This is a genomic window from Streptomyces sp. NPDC039430 (genome assembly GCF_055639435.1).
This window is the reverse complement of the sequence record NZ_JBVKAK010000002.1, coordinates 360,036-379,081: the sequence shown is the minus strand read 5'-3', so window position 1 is coordinate 379,081 and position 19,046 is coordinate 360,036. Positions and strand designations below refer to the sequence as shown.

Here is a 19,046-nt window from a genome sequence, read left to right as displayed (position 1 = left end):
TCTCGGTTCCTCTCGACGCACGCGCCGTTCTCGGCGTACGCGTCGACAGACGAATTCCCGTGGTCCGGCCGGCGGTCCGGACCCTCCCGGCTATCCGAAGTCGTCGTCGCTCCAGCCGCCGTCGTCGTCGGAGTTCCATCCGTCACTGGAGTCCCAGTCGCCGCCGTCGCCGCCGCCCACGTCCCCGCCGCCGGAGGAGTTCTGGGCCGCCGCCTGCTGTTGCTGCTGTCGTAGCTCCTCCTCCTCTTCGGGCGTGAGTTCCTCGGGCGGGAGCTGGGCCGCCGTGACCGCGAGGGCGACGAGCCCGAGCCCGCCCAGCAGCACGCCCATGCGCCCGCCGAACGAGGTCTTGTTGACCAGCACCGTCTCGCCCCGGTCCCAGACCGTACGGCCGTAGCCGATGTCCCGGCCGTAGGTCACCCTGCCATCGGAGTACAGGCGCTTGATGATGCGTCCGCCGAGCTGCTCGTCGGTACCGGACGCGCCTTGGTTGTCGTGCCAGCGCACGCGCGTGCCGCCGTCGCGCCGCCGCCACTCCTCGCGTCCGTCCTCGTAGCGGCGGTGGACGCTGCCGTCGGCGAGCAGCTCATCCCTGTACGGGGTTTCGCGTGGCCGGTTTATCACCTTGAGTCCTCGTATCCCCTGGTCGGTTCGTCGGCCATGTCATGAATCCCGCCGTACGCAGCTCACGCAGCCCGGTCCACACCGAGTGGCCGGGCGTCCTCGGTCCGCGTACGAGCCGCAGTACGGTGCGCAGCAGCCGGGCCGGCGCGACGGACTCCACCTCGGCGTAGCGGCCTTCGGCGAGCCAGTCCCGCTCGCGCGGTTCGAGCGCGGCGGGCAGCGCCGGCGGACCGGATCCCGGTGCCGGACCGCGCGGCGAGATCAGGTGGAGCGCCGTGGCGTGCCGGGGTACGAGGCCCATCGAGGAGACCCGTACGCCGGGGACCGCGTCACGCACCCGCGCGGCGAGCGCGATGCCGTCCACGCTCGCGTCGTGCAGTACGTGCACGGTCGCGCCGTCGACCCTGCCGAGCCCGGTCACCAGCCGGGGGTCGAGCGGCAGGTCATCGGCGGCGAACACCGGGCAGGCGGCCTCCAGATGCACATCGTTGGCGAGGAGCATCCGGGCCACTTGGCGGCTCTGGCAGACGAGCAGCCGGGGCAGTCCGTAGTCGTAGAGATCGGGCTCGGACGGGGCGGACGGGGCGGACGGCCCGGAGGGGTCGCGAGGAGCATCGGCCGAAGCCGGGACCGGGGCCAGCAGTCCCGGCACCGCGCCGTGCCGCCGCAGCGCCTCCTCGAACCGCTCGTACCGCACGGGCGGCGCGGGCGTCAGCGGAAGCCTGCGCGGGACCGCGTGCGACGGGCGCAGGACACGGCACAGCTCGTAGTACAACTGCCGCTCGGTGAACCGGATCCGGCCGGGCGCGCCCGCGCGCGCGACGGCGGTGGCGAGGGCACGGTCGAGCAACCGGTCGCCGATGCTCGCGGCGACGCGTAGGGTCATCGGCCGGCCTCGCCCGGCCAGGTGAGGAACCCGACGGACTCCGCCTTCCGCCGCTCGGGATCCTGACCGGTCGCGGCGCCGACGCGTTCGACGGTCCTGCTGACGGCCGCGAGGAGCTTGGCGGGGCGTATCGCGACGAGGGCGACGGTCCAGCCCTTGGCCAGCCACTCCAGCTCGTCCTTGGTGAGCGTCCCGCTCTCGCCCAGCCACTCGACGAGGTCCTTCGCCGGCTTGTCGCCGCGCCTCGCCGGCGCGCCCGGCGTCCGCATGACGGCGCGCGGCGGCAGCCCCGCGTCGATCACCGTACGGCCGGGCAGCGCCTCACGCGTCCGCATGACCAACCGGCAGCCCGGGGCGCTCGCGTCGTGCAGGACGACGACGGGCAGCGCGTCCGGCACCTGCTCGACCTCGGTGGCGATGACGGCTCCGTACCGCTCCGGTATCTCGTTGGCGACCAGGAAGGCGGCGATGGCCCGGTCAGGACAGAGCACCGCGAGGCGCGCCCCCTCCGGTATATAGACGCGGCGGTACGGGAAGTCGTCCACGATCCCGGCCGGGAGCGCGCCGTAGACGTCCACCCAGTCGCTCAGCAGAATCGCACGGAAGCCACTGAGCGGATTCGGCGTCGGTTTCCTCTTGCTCGTCAGGGCCATGGTCACGCCGAGGACGAAGATGCCGATCAGGATCGAGCCGAAGATGGTGAACCCGTCCATGTCACCGGCGCTCACTCCGACGACGACCATGATGATGCCCACCAGCAGGGGCACCCACAGACAGCCGAGGGCCTCCACGACCGGGCTCTGGCTCCTGGCCGACGCCGTCCTGGGCAGCGCCGCGGCCCCGAGCTGATGGACGGAGATCTTCAGCCGCCCGCCGTCGGTGAGCTTGGGGAGGAGACGGCGGACCCGTGCGTCGCTCATCCCGAGCGAGTTGGTCTTGGGGTCCAGGGCGAAGCGGCGCTTGCAGTGGGAGCAGGTGCGGTTGGGCCGCTCCTTCAGGAGAAGGTTCTTGTTGCAGAAGGGGCAGATCATCGTGGGCCCTCCAGTACGGACGCGGCGCGCCGGAGTCCGGCGGCGAGACGCTCCCGTACGGTGGTGGCGCCGACGCCCCGGACGCGCTGGATACGTTCGATGTCGCGCAGCGCGGCGGCCAGCAGCCCGTAGTCGGTGCCCACCCGCGTGATGGTGCCGAGCGTGCCGCGGCCGTGTGCGACGCGCCGGTCGCCTGCCGTGGCGCGGCGCTCGGCCTCGTCGGCGGTGATCGCGTAATCCTCGTGGTCGATACCGAAACCGGTGTTGGCGGCGAGGACGTTCAACGGCTTCGCGCCGCGGTTGGCGAAGGAGTGGGGCATCATCCCGGGGATCCGGATCATGGCCCCGGGAAACAGCCGGATCTCGGTGACCCGGCCGCGCGCCGCGTCGTAGAGACCGCAGGCGGCGTGACCGAGGCTGAACACGACGTGCGCGCCGCCGTGCGCGTGCGGGGTGGAGGCGCTGCGCGGGCCGACGACCCCGAGCTTGAACGTGGCGTTGGACGGGCGCTCGGGCGAGGTGTGCGCGTCACCGACGAGGTAGTGGGCGAACTGCCCGTCGTCGATGAAACGCGGGAACTCCTCGCTCGGGCCCAGCTCGCGCGCCCCGTCCCGGTCGGCGAACAGCACGCTGCCCCCGGGCTTGAGATGGAACAGCTCCACCCCGTGGGGCAGGTCGCGCGAGAGCCGCTCCATACCGCGCAGCCCGGGTGTGCCGGAACCGGTTTCCACGTCGGACATCAACGCCCCCCTCGCGTTGTGGACCACGATCGCATCGTAGAACCGCGACCGGGAATACCTGGCACAGATGATATGGCGGAGCACTGACATCGCGATGAAGTGCGTGCCCCGCGTGCGCCGTTGAGGCCCCTGCGCCGCGCACGCGGTTGAGCCCCCTGTGCCGCGCACGCGGTGAGGAAAGTCCGCGAAGCCCGCGTACGCGACACATGGCCCCCGGGTCAGCGCCGCCGCACGTCCCCCTTCCCGCACGCCACTCCGTCGCCGTCCGGATCGAGCCGGAGCGGATCGTCCCCGCCGTTGACCTTCAGCCGCCCGTAGTCGTTCGCCGCGAGCCAGTCGCACCGCGCCCTCGTCGTCGCCGCCCTCGTACTCCCCCGCACCGTCTCGGGGAACACCGTCGGTACGCAGACGTTCGCCGAGCCGTAATGCCGGTCGCATCCCGCGACCTGCGGGCTCACCGGCGCCGAGGTCCGCTTCTTCCGCGGTTTCCCGGGGCTCTTCGCGAGATCCCCCGCGAAGTCGTGGACGTGCGCCGACTCCGCCGCCTTGTCGGCGAGCGCCGCCGGACCGCCCAGACGCACCCACTCGGCCACCGACGGAACGCCGTTGGCGTCGACCGCGAAGAGCATGTACCAGCCGGGGGGCGCCAGATTCGGGTTGCTCGTGACATTGAGGTCGACGTTGTTCCCGTCCACCGAGAGCGGCAGGTCCACGAACCGCTGGTTGGGGTCGGAGGAGTGGGTGACCGCGGCCGGCCGGATCAGTTCGGCCTTGGCGATCGGCCGGTCGACCGTGATCCGCTGCGTATCGCCGTACAGCCACTGGTTGTCGATCAGTGACGTGATCCGCGGGCGTGGCCCCTTGAGGAGATACGGCGGGGTGTAGAGCGACACCTGATGGTTCCAGGAGCCGTTGCCCGGGTTGTCGCCGGTCGTCATCACCCGGCCGTCCGGCAGCAGGAACGCCGAGGAGTGGTAGCCGCGCGCCTCCGGGTCCACCGCCACCGGATCGAAGGTGTCCGTCACCGGGTCGAACAGCGAGGACTCGTAGACGGGGTTGGCGCGGTTGTGCAGCGCGCCGCCCGTCTCCAGGACCTTGCCGTCGGGCAGCAGCACCGCGGAGCCGTACATCTTGCCCTGCGCCCCGGACTGCGGCTGCGGGCCGTTGCCGAGGTCGACCGTGCCCTGCGGCAGCAACGGGCCCGGGGTGTACCGGGGGTTGGGCTGCTTGAGGTCGATGAGATCCGTCAGCCGGTTCGCCTCCGGGTTGGAGTCGATGTTGCCGCCGCCGATCGTCAGCACCCGCTGGTCCTGCGCGGGCGGCAGCAGCACGCTCGCCGACTGGTCGCGCTCGTCCTTGTTCTGGAGACCCTCGATCTCGGTCACCGTGTTGGCGTCGTAGTCGTAGACCGACGAGCCGGTGCCCGGCGTGCCGTTGCCGAAGACATGGCTGCCGGAGTAGAAGAGCCGTCCGTCCTGCATGAGGATCATCGACGGGTACAGGCCCCAGTACGACCAGGTCTGGTTGACCTGTCCCGCCGGCAGCCACTTGTCCTGCGCCGCCGACCAGCGCTCGGCGGTCACCGAACCGCTGGAGTCCTCGCGCAGTCCGCCGAAGGACATCACATCGCCGTTGCCCATGATCGTGGCCGACGGATACCAGTGCCCGTCGTTCATGTCGTTGGTCCTGGTGTACGTCTCGGTGGCGGGGTCGAAGACGTACGAGTCCTTGTAGCCCTGGTAGCCGACCGTACCGTCCGCCGACGGATAGCCCTTGTTGCCGCTCATCACCAGCACCCGGCCGTCGGAGAGCTGGACATGGCCGGAGCAGAACATGTCGTCGGGGGTGGGGACCGTACGGTACGAGCCGTCCGCCGGGTCGTACACCGCGGAGGTGAACGTACCGGCCTCGAACATCTCCGGATCGTTGCCGGAGCCCGCGATCAGCAGGACCTTGCCGTTGTGCAGCACCACCGAGTGCATCGAACGCACCGGGTTCTCCGTCGGCAGCACCTCCCAGCGGCCGTTGGCGCACTCCTCGGCGGTCCCCGCGCACTCCGGTTCGACGGGCGGCGGGGCGACCTCCTCCATCACATAGTCATCGGTGGTCACACTGCCCGTGCCGTACACCGACACGCCCCAGGTGATCCGGTCGGTGCCGGGCGGAACGACGGGCGTACGGACCTCGGCCCGCTGGTAACCGGCGCTCAGGTCCAGGGTCTTCAGATCGGTCCAGTACTGCCAGCCCGCCGTGGCGTCATGGCGGAAGAGCGTGATCGCGGCGTCGGGAGTCGTCGACTTGTACCAGAGCGACAGGTCGTACTGCCGCTCGGGCACCACCGCGGGCGCGCACTCCGCGGACTCCGTGATCAGCGCCTTGCGGTCGCCCTCGGTCCGGCGGGTCAGCGTGACCCTCAGCGCGGCGGTGCCGGAGTGGGCGTCGGCGACGGTGTCGAAGGAGAAGTCGTTGTCCCCCCAGCCGGACCGCTCCCAGCAGTACGGCAGGTCGTCCGTGCCGGGCGGGCCCGGCGTCTCGAAGCCGGGGTTCTTGACGAGGTTCGCCCCGGCCGCGGCGGGCTGCTGGGTGGCGTACAGCATGCCGCCGGTCAGCGCGAGGAACGTGAGGAAGGTGGTACGGCGCGACGTACGGAACCGGAAGGGGCGCGTACGGGATCCGCGCGACGCACGGAACCGGCGTGACGAGACACGCGGAAGGACACGGGGCGGGACGCGTCTCATCGGCGCACGCTCCCGTCGGTACGGCCGGCCACCGCCGCACGGTCCGTCGCGCGGCGAGCACCACGCCCCGCGCCACGCCCCGCCCGCTCCCGTTTCGGCTCCCGCTCCCGCTTCGGCTTCGGCTTCGGCTTCGGCTTCGGCAGATAGACCAGCGCTTCCGTGCCCACGAACCGCAGCACGAACGTCGCCAGCAGCGCGCACGCGGTCGCCGTCAGCACCCCCATCCCGAGCTGCGCGACGAACAGCGCGATCAGCGGGATACGGAGCAGCAGGTCGGCGTTGGCGAGCAGCGCGAACCGGCCGACCCGGTCGGCCCAGTGCCGGTGCGCCCGCCGGTCGCGGAAGAGCAGCACCTCGATCAGCAGGAAGTTCCACAGGACACCGAACTGGTTGGCCACCACCTCGGCCGGCAGATAGTGCACCCCGGCCGCCGTCAGCCCGTGCAGCGCGAGCAGGTTCGGTACGAAGCCGGTGAGCCCGATCAGTCCGAAGGCGATCATCCGGGCGAGAGGCGCGGCCGTCCGCAGCTCCACGAGGTGGCGCAGGAAGCGCAGCCCCTCCTTCGCCGTCGACTTCGACTCGCCCGCGAACCGGTCGCGGAAGACGAACGGCACCTCGGCCGGCTGCTCGGGCCGGCAGCGTACGGCCAGCTCCAGCAGGATCTTGTAGCCGAGCGGTCGCAGCGCCTCCGCGGTGACGGCGGAGCGCCGGATCGCGAAGAACCCGCTCATCGGGTCGCTGATCCCGCGCAGCCCGGCCGGGAAGAGCCCCTTGGCCAGCCAGGTCGCCGCGCGGGAGACGGCGACGCGGTAGCCGCCGGCCAGCCCGGCCCGGCTGCCGCCCTCGATATAGCGGCTCGCGACGACGAGATCCGCGGAGGTCCGCTCCCCGGCCGCGACCAGCTCGGGGACGAGCGCGGGCGGATGCTGGAGATCGGCGTCCATGACCACGATCCAGTCGGATCCCGCGGCCCTGAGCCCTTCGACGACCGCCCCGCCGAGACCGCCCTCGGGCTTGTCCCGGTGGATCACGCTCACCGGGAACGGGCAGTCCTGCGCGGCGGATTCGATGACCTCGGGGGTGTCGTCGGTCGAGTCGTCGACGAAGATCACCTCGCAGGGCAGCCTGGCCGGTACGGCGTCGGTGAGCTGCCGCAGCAACTCCCGTACGTTCCCGGACTCGTTGAAGGTGGGGATGATGACGGTGACGGCGCCGGGCTCGGCGACGACGGTCGCCTCCAGCTCCGGTTCGCCGCGCTCCCCGGCACCGATGGGGGGAAGAATGCTCATCGCTCGTCGCCTCCCGCGATCCGGCCGTCGCCCGCGCTTCCGGCGCGTGCGGCGCTTCCCGCGCTTCCGGTGCGCCCCGTGCTTCCGGCAGTTCCCGTGCTTTCCGTGGTCCCCGCAGTTCCCGCGCTTCCCGTGCTTCCCGTGCTTCCCGTGATCCGCCGGATCTCGATGCGGTCCTCGCCGTCCCCGAAGACGGCGACGGCGGTCGAGTGCTCCAGCGCGTCCCGCACCTTGGGCAGATCGCGCGCGTCGCGCCGTACGGTCGGGGACGCGACCACATAGTCCAGATCGCGCCAGCCGTCCGGCATGGTCTTCGTGACGGCCGGGTCGAGGTCGGCCTTGTAGAACCAGATCGCGCCGAGCCCCGGTTCGTACCCGGCGTGCACGAGGTCCAGCCAGAGCGCGTCGTCGACCAGCACCCGGGCCCGGGACGGGTCGGGTACCTCGGTCGCCATCCAGGAAGCGGCCTGCCGGTAGGGGGCGTTGGCGTCGGCCGTCAGCGCGGTGCGATTGCCGTCGTACCACCGGGGTACGACGACGACCAGCGCGCTCGCGGCGAGCGCGGCCAGCGCCGTCCAGCGGACGGTGGTGAGCGTACGGCCCTCCCGCGGGCCGCGCCGTCTGCGCAGGATCGCGTGGGTGATGGACGCGGCGCCGCCGGCCAGCACCAGCGCCAGGAACGGCAGCCCCTGGATGACGTACATCGCGGGCAGATAGCCGGACGGGCGCAGGGCGACCAGGGCGAGGATCACCACGGCCAGCGCGGGCCCGGCGAGCGCCCGCGCGGTGACCGACCAGCGCAGGGTGACCACCAGCAGGACGGCGCCCGCGATCCCGCCGAGGGGCAGCACCCGGTCGTAGTACAGCCAGGACTGGAGCACCCCGTACGAACCGCTGCCCGGGTCGAGTACGAAGCCTGATCCGGGCCTGCTCATCTGGAACGCGATGCCGTCCCAGAGCGAGACATGCCCGCCACCGGGCAGCAACTCCCCCTTGAGCAGGGCCATCAGCGGATAGGAGAGGCCGACCAGCGCGCAGGCGGTGATCGCGCCGGTCACCGCGAATTTCCTGGTGTCGCGATGGCTGTGCCGCCACAGCGTCACCAGCAGCGCGGGCAGGATGACCAGCATGGTCTCTTTGGTGAGCACCCCGACGGCGGCGGCGACTCCGGCCGCGAAGTGGTGCCAGAGATGCCGGCTGGGCGAGGCCGCGAGGCAGAACGCGAGCAGCATCCACATCACGGCGATGTTGTCGAGGAAGATCTCCCGCTGGAGCACCACGGAGAGCGGGGAGAGCCCGAACAGGGCCATCGCCAGCCCGGCGGCCCAGCGCGGCAGCCAGAGCCGCCTGGCCAGTACGTAGAGGAAGACCGCGCTCGCCGCGCTGACCAGCAGCATCGCGAAGCGCATCGGGGCGACCGTCATCGTCTCGGGCGAGAGGAGCGAGGGCAGCCAGGTGAGAAAGGCGATCTGCATCCAGCCGAGCGGCGGATGGTCGTACCAGTAGGTGTAGTGGGCGAGGCCCTTGCCCTCCTGGACGGCCCAGGCCTGGGCGAGATAGGTGCCCTCGTCGTCGCTGAGCGTCGGATAGTGCTGGATGTTCCAGCCCTGGACCAGCAGGATCGCGACGAGGAGCGCCCCGCACAGGAGCAGATCGGCGCGGGAGCGGCGGAAGCGTATGACCGGCCGGACGGTGAGCCGCGTCCCGCCGGCGCGGCGGGCATGGGCCGGCCGCGCGGTGACGGCGGTCGGCTGCCCGGTCGCCACCGTGGGGAGGGTGGAGGTCACGCGTGGACGTCCTCTCGGATGAGATGCGCGCCGACATGACTGGTCAGCTCCCAGTCGCTGCGCCCCCGGTGCTCGCGCCAGACGGCGCGGATCGCCGCGCCCGCGAGGAGCACCTGGTAGACGGGGCCGCCGACGATGAGCTTCAGGTAGTGCGAGAGGCGGACCCGCAGTCCGTACTGCTTGCCGAAGTCATGGAGCCCGACGACCTCGAAGACGAAGGTCACCATGGCGGTGACGAGCGGCAGGAACGTCACGAACGCGACGGCGACCGGGACGTCGAGCAGGAGCGCGATCGCCACGTTGAGCGGGATGATCAGGCCGGTGAACGCCTGGAGGAACGGTGTCATCAGCGTGTAGCGGGCGAGCATCCGCTGTCCGCGCGTGGGCAGCTGCCGCCAGTCCTTCTTGCGGTACACCTGAAGGAAGCCCTGGTTCCAGCGGGTGCGCTGTTTGAGCAGGGAGACGAGCGAGCCCGGGGTCTCCTCGCGGGTCACCATGTCGGAGTCGTACGCGACGACGACCTTCTTGCCGACGCTGGAGAGCCGTACGCCCAGATCGCAGTCCTCGGCCAGGCAGTTCGGATCCCAGCCGCCCGCCTCGCGCAGGACGTCGGTGCGTACGAAGACGGTGTTGCCGCCGAGCGGGATGAAGCCCTTCTGGGCGTGGAGATGGAGCCTGCTGCGGAACCAGAAGAAGTACTCCAGGCAGTTGCGCAGGCTGTACCAGCTGGAGTGGAAGTTGATCAGCTGGACGCCGCCCTGGACGACATCGGCGCCGGTGGTGCGGAAGGCGTGGTCGACGTGGGTCAGCAGCTCCGGGTGGACCTGGTCCTCGGCGTCGAAGACTCCGACGACCTCGCCGGTGCAGTACGGCAGCGCCGTGTTGAGCGCCTTGGGTTTGTTCTTGGCCTCATGGGTGTCGACGACGACCCTGACCCGGTGGGGGTCGCGGGCGGCGGCCCGTTCGGCGACCGCCGCCGTCTCCGGGTCGTCGTGCCCGACGATGACGATGATCTCGAACCTGCTGTGGCTGGACTCCAGCAGCCGCTGGACGGTGTGCTCCAGTACGGCCTGTTCGTGACGGGCCGGCAGGAGCAGCGAGAACGAGCCCTCGCGGCCGCCGTCGGGCCGGTCGAATCTGGTCGCGGCGAGCGTTTCCGGCGTACGCCAGGCATGCATCTGCCACCAGAGCGTGAACGCGGCCATCCAGAACAGCGCCAGTGAAATGGCAGCGATGAATACGGACGTGAACACATGGCCCCCCTCGGCCAGGGCAGGCCGCGGCAGGCCCCCCTGGCCGTCGGCTGACCCCTGCATCCCCCTCGTGCGCACAGTCCCCCCGTGCGCACCTGTTGTGACTCTTGTGGAGACAATAGGGGGGACCTGTGACAGCCGGAGGGCCGTTTGGGTGAATACTGCGTTTCAGGCCGATTCACCATGCGTCGGAAATCAGCCATACGTTACTCGAAAACGCCCAACTCTCCCTTTAGTGCGCTTACTTCCGTCATCGGCGCGGCACAGACGAACCTCCGGCAGACATAGGCGGCGGCCTCCCCGCCGACCAGCGGACGGTCCGCCAGCAGCGGAAACTCATCACTTCCGGCCACTCCCGCCGCGACGACGGCGCCGGGCGCGGTGCCCAGCAGCGCCGTACGGTGCAGCGCGCTCCACTCCGGCCCGGTCCCGGCCGCCACGCTCCCCGCCGCTCCCGGCTTCTCCACGACCGCGATCTCGCGCGGCCCGTCGAGCAGCGCCTCGGCCACCGCGAGCCCCCAGCCGATAAAGCGCGGCGCCCTCGGCCCGAGCGCCTTCACCACCCCCAACGCCCCTTCCGCGGCGGTGCGATGGGCCTCCGAGCCGGTGTGCGCGGCATACGAGAGGAGCGCCCCGGCGGCGGCCGTCCAGCCGGACGGTGTGGCGTTGTCCGTGGGATCCTGCGGGCGCCTGATCAACTGTTCGGCGTCGTTCGCCGTGTCGTACAGCGTCCCGCTCTCGGCCACGAACCGGTCGAGCACAATGTCCAGCAAGAACCCTGCGAATTCCAGCCAAGTTCCCTCGCCGGTGACGCCCGCGAGCGTCAGGAAGCCCTCGGCGACATCGCCGTAGTCCTCCAGCACCCCCGCGTTGGCGCCGGTGCGGCCGTCCTTCGACGTACGGGCGAGCCGCGCCGCGTCGTCGAGATGCACCCGCACCAGCAGATCGGCGGCCTCGGTGGCGCGTTCCACCAGATCCGGCCGGTCGAAGCAGGCGCCGGTCTCGGCCAGGGCGGCGATCGCGAGCCCGTTCCAGGCGGCCACGATCTTGTCGTCCCGCCCCGGTTTCGGCCGCGCGTCGCGCGCCGCGAGCAGCCGGCGCCGTACGGAGGCGACCCGCTCGGCGTCCGCCACCCCACCGTCCAGGGGCAGTTGCAGCACGGACGCGCCCTCCTCGAAGGTGCCCTCCTCCGTCACCCCGAAGTACCGCGCGGCGAAATCGCCGTCGGACTCCCCCAGCACCTCGCGCAGCTGGTCCGGCGTCCACACGTAGAACGCGCCCTCGACATGCGCGCCGCTGCCGTCGTCGCTGTCGGCGTCCAGCGCGGAGGCGAACCCGCCCTCCGCCGTGCGCAGTTCGCGCACCATGAAGTCGGCCGTTTCCAGCGCCACCCGCCGGGCCAGATCGGATCCCGTGGCCCGCCACAGATGCGCGTACACCCGGCACAGCAGCGCGTTGTCGTACAGCATCTTCTCGAAGTGGGGCACGGTCCACTCGCGGTCCACCGAGTAGCGGGCGAACCCGCCGCCGAGCTGGTCGTAGATCCCGCCCCTGGCCATCGCCTCGCACGTATCGGCCGCCATCTGGAGCGCGCCCTCGGCGCCGGTACGGGCGTAGTGGCGCAGCAGGAACTCCACGACCATGGACGGCGGGAACTTGGGCGCCCCGCCGAACCCGCCCCGCACCGCGTCGTACTCCCGGGTCAGCCCCAGCAGCGCCTGCGCCAGCTCCTCCTCACCCGGCACCCCGTCCCCCCGGTACGCGAGCGACCGCCCCGCCAGCTCCCCCACGATCCGCGCCGCGACCTCCGCGACCTCCCCGCGCCGCTCCTTCCACGCGGCGCTGACCCCCTCCAGGACCTGCGGAAAGGACGCCATGCCATGCCGGGGCGCGGGCGGGAAGTACGTACCGAAGTAGAACGGCTCCCCGTCCGCCGTCAGAAACACGGTCATGGGCCACCCGCCCTGCCCGGTGGCCGCCTGCACCGCCTCCATATAGACGGCGTCCACATCGGGCCGCTCCTCACGGTCGACCTTGACGCTGACGAAGTGGGCGTTCATGTACCGGGCGGTGGTCGCGTCCTCGAAGCTCTCGGCCGCCATCACATGGCACCAGTGGCAGCTGCTGTACCCGACGCTCAGCAGCACCGGCACATCCCGCCGCCGCGCCTCCTCGAACGCCGCCGGCGACCAGGGCCACCAGTCGACGGGGTTGCCGGCGTGCTGGAGGAGGTACGGGGAGGTCTCATGGGCCAGTCGGTTCGCCATGCGCCCCATCCTGCCCCAGCCCGCGGGAGACCGCGGAAGACACACGCGCCCGCCGGCTCCCCTCGCGCTCGCGCCGCCCGCACAGGACAATGTCCTCTCTCACCCATGCTCTCGGAGGGGGACGCATATGCGGGAAAGCCACCGGGCCGAAGCCGAGAGGCTGTTGGTACGTGCCGTGGAGGAAGAGGTACGGCGCTCCGGCGGGCGGACCGAAGGGAACACCCTGCTGGCGCGCGGGCGCAGCGCCCTGGACGCCATGGCGGCGGGCGCGGACGAGGAGTACGCCGCGTACGTGCGGGCGCTGGACGCGGAGCGGGCCGAACGCCCGGCGCTGTCGGAGCGGTTCAGCAGGCAGTCCCTCGGCACGCCCGTACTGGTCACGTCCGTCGCCGCGGTCGCCGCCGTCGGCGCGGACGTCGCGCTGGGCACCGCCACGGGTATCGCGTTCGGCGCCGGGGCCGTCGTGGCCGTCGCCGGAGCCGCGACCACCGTCGCCAAGGTGACCGCCTCGCACTGGCCGGCCGCGCATCGCAGGGCCGGGGCCGCGGGTCAGCCGGGCGGCACCGAGCAGTTGCGGCTCCAGTGGCTGACGGCGCTGGAGGTACGGGGCATCCGCCCGTTCCTCGACCAGCAGCGGGTGCTGACCTCCGCGACCCGGCGCACCACCAAGAAGCCCACCGTCGTCCCGCAGTTGCGCGGCGGGGACCGCAGCGCCGCCGCCCGCAGACGCAGTGTGCTCGAACGGTCCTTCGGCCATCTGCCCGAGCCCGCCGGGCCGTTCGCCGGACGGCGCGCGGCGATGGCGCGGATCGCGCAGTGGGTGCACGCGGCGCGCGTGTCGACGGAGACGAAGCCGACGGTCGTGGTGCTGTACGGCGCGCCGGGCTCCGGCCGTACCGAGCTGGCCGTACGGGCCGCGCATCAGCTCAAGGACCAGTTCAGGGGCGCGTGCGTGGTCGACCTGCGCGGCGGCGGCTCCTTCGAGGCGCCGCTGTCGACCCGCGACGCGCTGCTGCATCTGCTCAACCGGCTGGGCGCGCCCCGTGAACAGCTGCTGTTCCGTGAGGGGTCCTCCCCTGAGCAGCAGGTGCGGCGGCTGAGCGAGCTGTACCACCAGCATCTGACGGGCCTGCCGGTGACGGTCGTCCTGGACGACGCCTCCGACCCGGAGCAGGTGCGGACGCTGGTGCCCGAACGGTCCGACAGTCTGGTGCTGGTGACGGCGCGCGAGCGGCTCGATCTGCCCGACGACGTACCGGCCTGGGTGCACCAGCTGCCCGTCGAACCGCTGGACACGGCGGGCGCGGAAGAGCTGCTGCGGGCCGTGGCCGAACCGTCCGCCGCGTCGGCGGAGGGACCGTACGACGCGCAGTCCACCGATCGCGTGGCCGAGTTGTGCGGGGGCCTGCCGCTCGCGCTGCGGATCGCCGGGTCCTCGCTCGGGGAGCGCACGGCCCAGCGGCTGGCCACGGACCTCGACGCGTACGGCCCGGTCGAACCGGCCGAACGTGCCCTGTGGGTGCGCTACACCGACCAGAGCGACCAGGCCCGCAGGCTGCTGCGCCGCCTCGCGCTGGCCGGCCGCGCGTCCCTGGGCGTGGCAGCGGCGGCGGCGCTGCTGGCGACGGACGAGCAGGAGGCCGGACGGCCGCTGGCCGAGCTGTCCCGGGCAGGGCTGATCGACCATGTCCGGGCGGGCCGCTACCGGCTGCACGACGTCGTCAGGGTCTTCGCGCACTCACGGCTGCGGGACGAGGAGAGCGCCGAGGACCGTACGGCCGCCCAGGAGCGGCTGATCCGGAACTACGGCGAGCTGGCCGACTCCGTGATCCGGCTCGTCGACGGCAAGACCTCCACCCGCGCGGACCTCTTCAAGACGGCGGCCGGAGCGCACGGCTTCTCCTCGCTGGAGTCCGCGCTGCGCTGGCTGGACGACGAGTCGAGCTTCATCACGGCCGCGCTGCGGCACGCCGAGGGCGTCGACCAGCAGGCCGTACTGAACCTGCTGGGCGCGCTCTGCGACTACTGCCTGCTGCGCGGCGACCTCTACCGGCTGGGCGAGATCAACGAGCTGACCCAGGCGGTGGGCCAGGGGCTGCTGCTCCGCTCGGTCCAGTGGCGTACGGGCATCGCGGCCCGGCAGCTCGGCGAGCTGGACAAGGCGCGCACCACCCTGACCACGGTCGTCGGTCTCTACCGGGAGGCGGACCACGACGCGGGCGCCGCCCGCGCGCTGTGCTCGCTCGGCATCACCCTGCACCACCAGGGCAATCTGACCGAGGCGTCGGCGAAGCTGCGCGAGGCGCTCGCGCTCCAGTCCCCCGAGCCGCTGGCCGGCGACCGCGGCTGGACCCTGCACGCCCTGGCGGCGGTCGAGCGCGACCGGGGCTCGGTGGCCGAGGCGCTCACGCTGCTCTCCCGCGCGCTCGTACTGCACCGCGAGAACGAGTCCCTGCACGGCGAGGCGTGGACGCACTTCCAGCTGGGCCAGTTGTATCTGCGGCTGGGCGAGGCGGCGCGGGCGGAGGCCGAGCTGCGCGCGGCCCTCGATCTGTACGGCAGGACCCGCGACGGCCGCGGCGAGGCGTGGGCGATGACCCAGCTCGCCCGCACCCGGCTGATGGACGGCGATCCGGCCCCGGCGGCCGGCGACCTGCGCGAGGCCCTCGCCCGCCACCGCGAGAACGAGGACGCGCGCGGCGAGGCGTGGACGCTCTACTACCTGGGCCAGGCGCTGGAGGAGAGCGGCGACCGCGACCAGGCGGTACGCGAACTGGAGCGGGCGCGCACGATGTTCTCCCGGATGCGCGACGTGTACGGGCTGGCCTGCGCCCGGCACCACTCGGGCCGGGTCACCCGCGACCAGCGCGCCGCCCAGACCGGCAACCTCCGCAACTCGGGCTTCGCCCGCCAGCTGCTGACCGACGCCCGCGCGGACTTCCGCCGTATCGGCGTCGCCCACGGCGAGGCCTGGACCTGTCTGGAGCTGGCCATCGTCGACGCCGGCAACAACCGCCCCGGCCAGGCGCTCCAGCTCTGCGACGAGGCGACGGCGCTGTTCGCCTCGTACGACGACCACCGCGGCGCCGACTGGTCCCGCTTCCTGCGCTGCACGCTGCTGCCGTACGCCTCGGCGGGCGGTATCGACGTGGGCTCGGTCGTCGCCGAACAGGAGCTGTCCGAACTCGCCGCGGCCGCCCACCCGGCCCGCGACGGCAAGCTCGCGGAGTCCGCGACGACGCTGGGCGTCATGCTGCGCCGGGGCGTACGGCTGGAGGACGGCTGGCAGGCATGGCAGCTGGGAATGGTGCCGAACCGCCACGCGCGCGAGGTGATGGGCGTACCGGTGACGGCGGCGACGTAGCGGCCCTGACGGGCACTGTCTCCGCCCGCACCCTCGCGGCCGGCGCCCCGATGCTGCTGGCGGCGGCGGCCGACAGCTCGGGCGGCGGGGGCGACTACAGCGCCACTCCGCTGTCCCCGACCGCGACCTGGGAGGCCGGAGGCAGCACGGGCGACTTCACCTGGAACTACCCGCTGCGGGTTCCCCCGGCGACCGCGGGCCCGTCCCCGAACCTGTCCATCTCCTACAACTCCGCCTCGGTGGACGGCCGCACGGCCGGGGAGAACAACCAGACGTCCGTGATCGGCGAAGGCTTCTCGATCACCGAGTCCTACATCGAGCGCGAGTACGGCTCCTGCAAGGACGACGGCCAGTCCGGCAAGGGCGACCAGTGCTGGAAGTACGCCAACGCCACCCTGGTCCTCAACGGCAAAGCCGTCGAGCTGGTCAACACGTGTGCCGACAAGGCGACCTGCGACACCGCCGCCCTGTCCGAGGCGTCCGGCGGCTCGTGGAAGGTGAGAAGCGAGGACGGCACCCGCGTCGAGCACCTGACCGGCGCCACCGGCAACGGCGACAACAACACCGAGTACTGGAAGGTCACCGACACCTCCGGCGCCCAGTACTTCTTCGGCAAGCACCGGCTGCCCGGCTGGAGCGACAAGGGCACCACCGACACCGCCGACGACGACCCGGTCACCAACTCCGTCTGGACCGTTCCGGTCTTCGGCGACGACTCCGGCGAGCCCTGCTACAAGTCCACAGGCTTCGGCGACTCCTTCTGCAACCAGGCCTGGCGCTGGAACCTGGACTACGTCGTGGACACCCACGGCAACGCATCCACGTACTGGTACGGCCGGGAGGCGAACTACTACTCCAAGAACGCCGACACCACCGTCAACGACTACGTCTACGACGCCACCGGCAACGTCAAGTCGGTCACCGACAGTGCCAACGGCAAGGACACCCAGTGCTTCGCCTACGACGGCTACCGCCGGCTGACCGAAGCCTGGACCCCGTCCTCCGACAGCCGCGCCACAGCCCGCTCGGCGTCCGCCCTCGGCGGCCCCGCGCCGTACTGGACCAGCTGGACCTACAAGCCGGGCGGGCTGCGTGACACCCAGACCGAGCACAAAGCCGCCGGCAGCACCACCACCGCCTACGGCTACCCGGCGGTCAGCGCCTCCGGCACCGGCCAGCCCCACACCCTGACCTCCGTCACCGTCAACGGCGGCACCGCCAAGTCGTACGCCTACGACGAGCAGGGCAACACCACCAAGCGCTACGGCCCCACCGGCACCGCGCAGAGCCTCACCTGGGACATCGAAGGAGAACCCACCCGCCTCACCGAAGGCACCAGGACCACCGACTATCTCTACGACGCCAACGGCGATCTCCTGATCCGCCGCGGCGCCTCCAAGAGCGTCCTCTACCTGGCCGGCCAGGAACTCCACTACGACACCGCGGCAAAGAAGTTCACCGCCCAGCGCTACTACCCGGCCGGCGACATCACCGCCGTCCACACCGAGACCGGCCTGTCCTGGATGGTCGACGACCACCACGGCACCGCCTCGATGACGGTGGACGCCACCACCCAGGCCGTCACCCGCCGCTACACCAAGCCCTTCGGGAATGGGTTTCCCTGACCTTCGAGGACGGAAAGTGTCCATCGAAGTTGGGGAGTTCCGGCCTCAACTACTACTACGGGGATCCCTCCGAGGAACTGCTCCTGGCGAATCCTGTTGAATTCCCGGAGCCCGGCGAGGTCTACGCTCACTCGACTGCCGCTCCGTAGCGGATCTCCGGTAGGCGGGCATCCGTAAGGCACAGTACGGCCCCTCCGGGATCTCTGGAGGGGCCGTACCGCCGGCCGGTACGGATCGGAAGGCAGCCCTGCCCGGTCCCATGGCGCCACAGGGCGTCTTGGGACCGGGCACGAGACGCGAAAGCCGCGCTACTCGCCGCGCGGGGCGGCGGACGCCTCGCTCTTCGCGGACGGCGTCGACGCCGCGGGCGTCCGCGCGGGCGCCTCTTCGAAGTTGACCTTGCCCATGTGGCGGTTCATCGACTTCATCAGAAGCCACACGCCCCCCGCCATCACCGCGAACACGATGAACCCGAGCACACCGGGCGTCACCTTGTTCTCGTCGAGCTCCTTGGCGAGAGGAGCCGCGAACGCCATCGCCTGAGTCGCATACATATCAGCCATTGTCGCGGATGCCCGCGAACAGGTCGCTCTCGGGGAGGGATGTATCGACGAGCGACTTCGCGAGCTCGTACTCCTCGGTCGGCCAGACCTCCCGCTGGATGTCCATCGGGATACGGAACCAGCCGCCGTCGGGGTCGATCTGGGTGGCGTGCGCGATCAGCGCCTTGTCCCGGATCTCGAAGAAGTCGGCGCACGGAACATGCGTGGTCAGCGTCCGCTCGACGCGCTCGATCTCCTTCCACCGCTCCAGCCACTCGCCGTACGGGGACTCCAGGCCCCGGGCGAGCAGCGCCTCGTGGAGCGCGACCGTACGCGGCCGGTTGAAGCCCTGGTTGTAGTAGAGCTTCTCCGGCTGCCAGACGGGACCGAAGTCGTCCTCCGGGTACTTCTCCTTGTCCGCCGCGGACTCGAACGCCACCATCGAGATCTTGTGGGTCATGATGTGGTCCGGGTGCGGATACCCGCCGTTCTCGTCGTACGTGGTGACGACCTGCGGCCGGAACGACCGGATCAGGCGTACGAGCCGGCCCGCCGCCTCGTCGATGTCCTCCAGCGCGAAGCAGCCCTCGGGCAGCGGCGGCAGCGGGTCGCCCTCGGGCAGCCCGGAGTCGACGTACCCCAGCCACTCCTGCTTGACGCCGAGGATCTCGCGCGCCTCGTCCATCTCCTTCTTGCGCACCTCGTGGATGTGCTCCTGGATATAGGCGTCGCCCTGGAGCTTGGGGTTGAGGATGGAGCCGCGCTCGCCTCCCGTGCAGGTCACGACCAGCACGTCCACCCCCTCGGACACGTACTTGGCCATGGTGGCCGCGCCCTTGCTCGACTCGTCGTCGGGGTGGGCGTGAACGGCCATCAGCCGCAGCTGCTCAGTCAAGACTC

At 71.4% G+C, this 19,046-nt stretch carries 13 protein-coding genes; 2 read left to right on the top strand and 11 right to left on the bottom strand.

Going from position 1 to position 19,046, the window contains the following annotated elements:
• Positions 1–90 precede the first annotated feature (90 nt).
• The 9 genes from ACZ7LS_RS06705 to ACZ7LS_RS06665 form a co-directional block, all read right to left on the bottom strand.
• Positions 91–624: a hypothetical protein gene (locus tag ACZ7LS_RS06705; protein WP_382526551.1), complete on the bottom strand. Its 534-nt coding sequence runs from the start codon at positions 622–624 to the stop codon at positions 91–93.
• Positions 587–1,510 (bottom strand): hypothetical protein, encoded by a 924-nt coding sequence (locus ACZ7LS_RS06700; RefSeq protein ID WP_385132093.1) that lies wholly within the window; start codon positions 1,508–1,510, stop codon positions 587–589. The genes ACZ7LS_RS06705 and ACZ7LS_RS06700 overlap by 38 nt, the downstream gene beginning before the upstream one ends.
• Positions 1,507–2,541 (bottom strand): hypothetical protein, encoded by a 1,035-nt coding sequence (locus tag ACZ7LS_RS06695; RefSeq protein WP_382526557.1) that lies wholly within the window; start codon positions 2,539–2,541, stop codon positions 1,507–1,509. The genes ACZ7LS_RS06700 and ACZ7LS_RS06695 overlap by 4 nt, the downstream gene beginning before the upstream one ends.
• On the bottom strand, positions 2,538–3,281 hold the full coding sequence (locus ACZ7LS_RS06690) for a cupin domain-containing protein (RefSeq protein WP_382526560.1): 744 nt from the start codon (positions 3,279–3,281) through the stop codon (positions 2,538–2,540). The genes ACZ7LS_RS06695 and ACZ7LS_RS06690 overlap by 4 nt, the downstream gene beginning before the upstream one ends.
• 218 nt (positions 3,282–3,499) lie before the next feature.
• Positions 3,500–5,878 (bottom strand): galactose oxidase-like domain-containing protein, encoded by a 2,379-nt coding sequence (locus ACZ7LS_RS06685; RefSeq protein WP_382526741.1) that lies wholly within the window; start codon positions 5,876–5,878, stop codon positions 3,500–3,502.
• A 137-nt stretch (positions 5,879–6,015) separates the two neighbouring features.
• On the bottom strand, positions 6,016–7,308 hold the full coding sequence (locus ACZ7LS_RS06680; RefSeq protein ID WP_385132089.1) for a glycosyltransferase: 1,293 nt from the start codon (positions 7,306–7,308) through the stop codon (positions 6,016–6,018).
• Positions 7,305–9,095 carry an ArnT family glycosyltransferase gene (locus ACZ7LS_RS06675; protein WP_385132086.1) on the bottom strand — a complete coding sequence of 597 codons (1,791 nt, stop codon included), beginning with the start codon at positions 9,093–9,095 and terminating at the stop codon, positions 7,305–7,307. Before ACZ7LS_RS06675 ends, ACZ7LS_RS06680 begins: the two co-directional genes overlap by 4 nt.
• The gene (locus ACZ7LS_RS06670; protein WP_382669446.1) at positions 9,092–10,348 is read right to left on the bottom strand and encodes a glycosyltransferase; all 1,257 of its coding nucleotides are present in this window, start codon (positions 10,346–10,348) and stop codon (positions 9,092–9,094) included. The genes ACZ7LS_RS06675 and ACZ7LS_RS06670 overlap by 4 nt, the downstream gene beginning before the upstream one ends.
• 206 nt (positions 10,349–10,554) lie before the next feature.
• Positions 10,555–12,615, bottom strand: a complete 2,061-nt coding sequence (locus tag ACZ7LS_RS06665) for a thioredoxin domain-containing protein (protein ID WP_385132083.1) — start codon at positions 12,613–12,615, stop codon at positions 10,555–10,557.
• 127 nt (positions 12,616–12,742) lie between these two features.
• Here ACZ7LS_RS06665 and ACZ7LS_RS06660 point away from each other — a divergent pair, with 127 nt between their 5' ends.
• Both ACZ7LS_RS06660 and ACZ7LS_RS06655 read left to right on the top strand, forming a co-directional pair.
• Positions 12,743–15,979 (top strand): tetratricopeptide repeat protein, encoded by a 3,237-nt coding sequence (locus ACZ7LS_RS06660; RefSeq protein WP_385132080.1) that lies wholly within the window; start codon positions 12,743–12,745, stop codon positions 15,977–15,979.
• Positions 15,907–17,604 (top strand): hypothetical protein, encoded by a 1,698-nt coding sequence (locus ACZ7LS_RS06655; protein WP_385132077.1) that lies wholly within the window; start codon positions 15,907–15,909, stop codon positions 17,602–17,604. The genes ACZ7LS_RS06660 and ACZ7LS_RS06655 overlap by 73 nt, the downstream gene beginning before the upstream one ends.
• A gap of 308 nt (positions 17,605–17,912) precedes the next feature.
• On the opposite strand, the gene ACZ7LS_RS06650 is transcribed toward ACZ7LS_RS06655, so the two are convergent.
• Together ACZ7LS_RS06650 and mca are read right to left on the bottom strand one after the other, a co-directional pair.
• Positions 17,913–18,158, bottom strand: coding sequence for a hypothetical protein (locus tag ACZ7LS_RS06650; RefSeq protein ID WP_382526580.1), 246 nt, complete (start codon positions 18,156–18,158; stop codon positions 17,913–17,915).
• A gap of 1 nt (position 18,159) precedes the next feature.
• Positions 18,160–19,041 (bottom strand): mycothiol conjugate amidase Mca, encoded by an 882-nt coding sequence (gene mca / locus ACZ7LS_RS06645; RefSeq protein ID WP_385132075.1) that lies wholly within the window; start codon positions 19,039–19,041, stop codon positions 18,160–18,162.
• Positions 19,042–19,046 lie beyond the last annotated feature (5 nt).

Excerpts from the sequence above, each read along its gene's own strand:
- ACZ7LS_RS06690 (WP_382526560.1), bottom strand. The coding sequence starts at position 3,281 with ATGTCCGACGTGGAAACCGGTTCCGGCACACCCGGGCTGCGCGGTATG.
- ACZ7LS_RS06685 (WP_382526741.1), bottom strand. The coding sequence starts at position 5,878 with ATGCTGTACGCCACCCAGCAGCCCGCCGCGGCCGGGGCGAACCTCGTC.
- ACZ7LS_RS06680 (WP_385132089.1), bottom strand. The coding sequence starts at position 7,308 with ATGAGCATTCTTCCCCCCATCGGTGCCGGGGAGCGCGGCGAACCGGAG.
- ACZ7LS_RS06650 (WP_382526580.1), bottom strand. The coding sequence starts at position 18,158 with ATGTATGCGACTCAGGCGATGGCGTTCGCGGCTCCTCTCGCCAAGGAG.
- ACZ7LS_RS06695 (WP_382526557.1), bottom strand. The coding sequence starts at position 2,541 with ATGATCTGCCCCTTCTGCAACAAGAACCTTCTCCTGAAGGAGCGGCCC.
- ACZ7LS_RS06700 (WP_385132093.1), bottom strand. The coding sequence starts at position 1,510 with ATGACCCTACGCGTCGCCGCGAGCATCGGCGACCGGTTGCTCGACCGT.
- ACZ7LS_RS06665 (WP_385132083.1), bottom strand. The coding sequence starts at position 12,615 with ATGGCGAACCGACTGGCCCATGAGACCTCCCCGTACCTCCTCCAGCAC.
- ACZ7LS_RS06655 (WP_385132077.1), top strand. The coding sequence starts at position 15,907 with ATGGCAGCTGGGAATGGTGCCGAACCGCCACGCGCGCGAGGTGATGGG.
- ACZ7LS_RS06660 (WP_385132080.1), top strand. The coding sequence starts at position 12,743 with ATGCGGGAAAGCCACCGGGCCGAAGCCGAGAGGCTGTTGGTACGTGCC.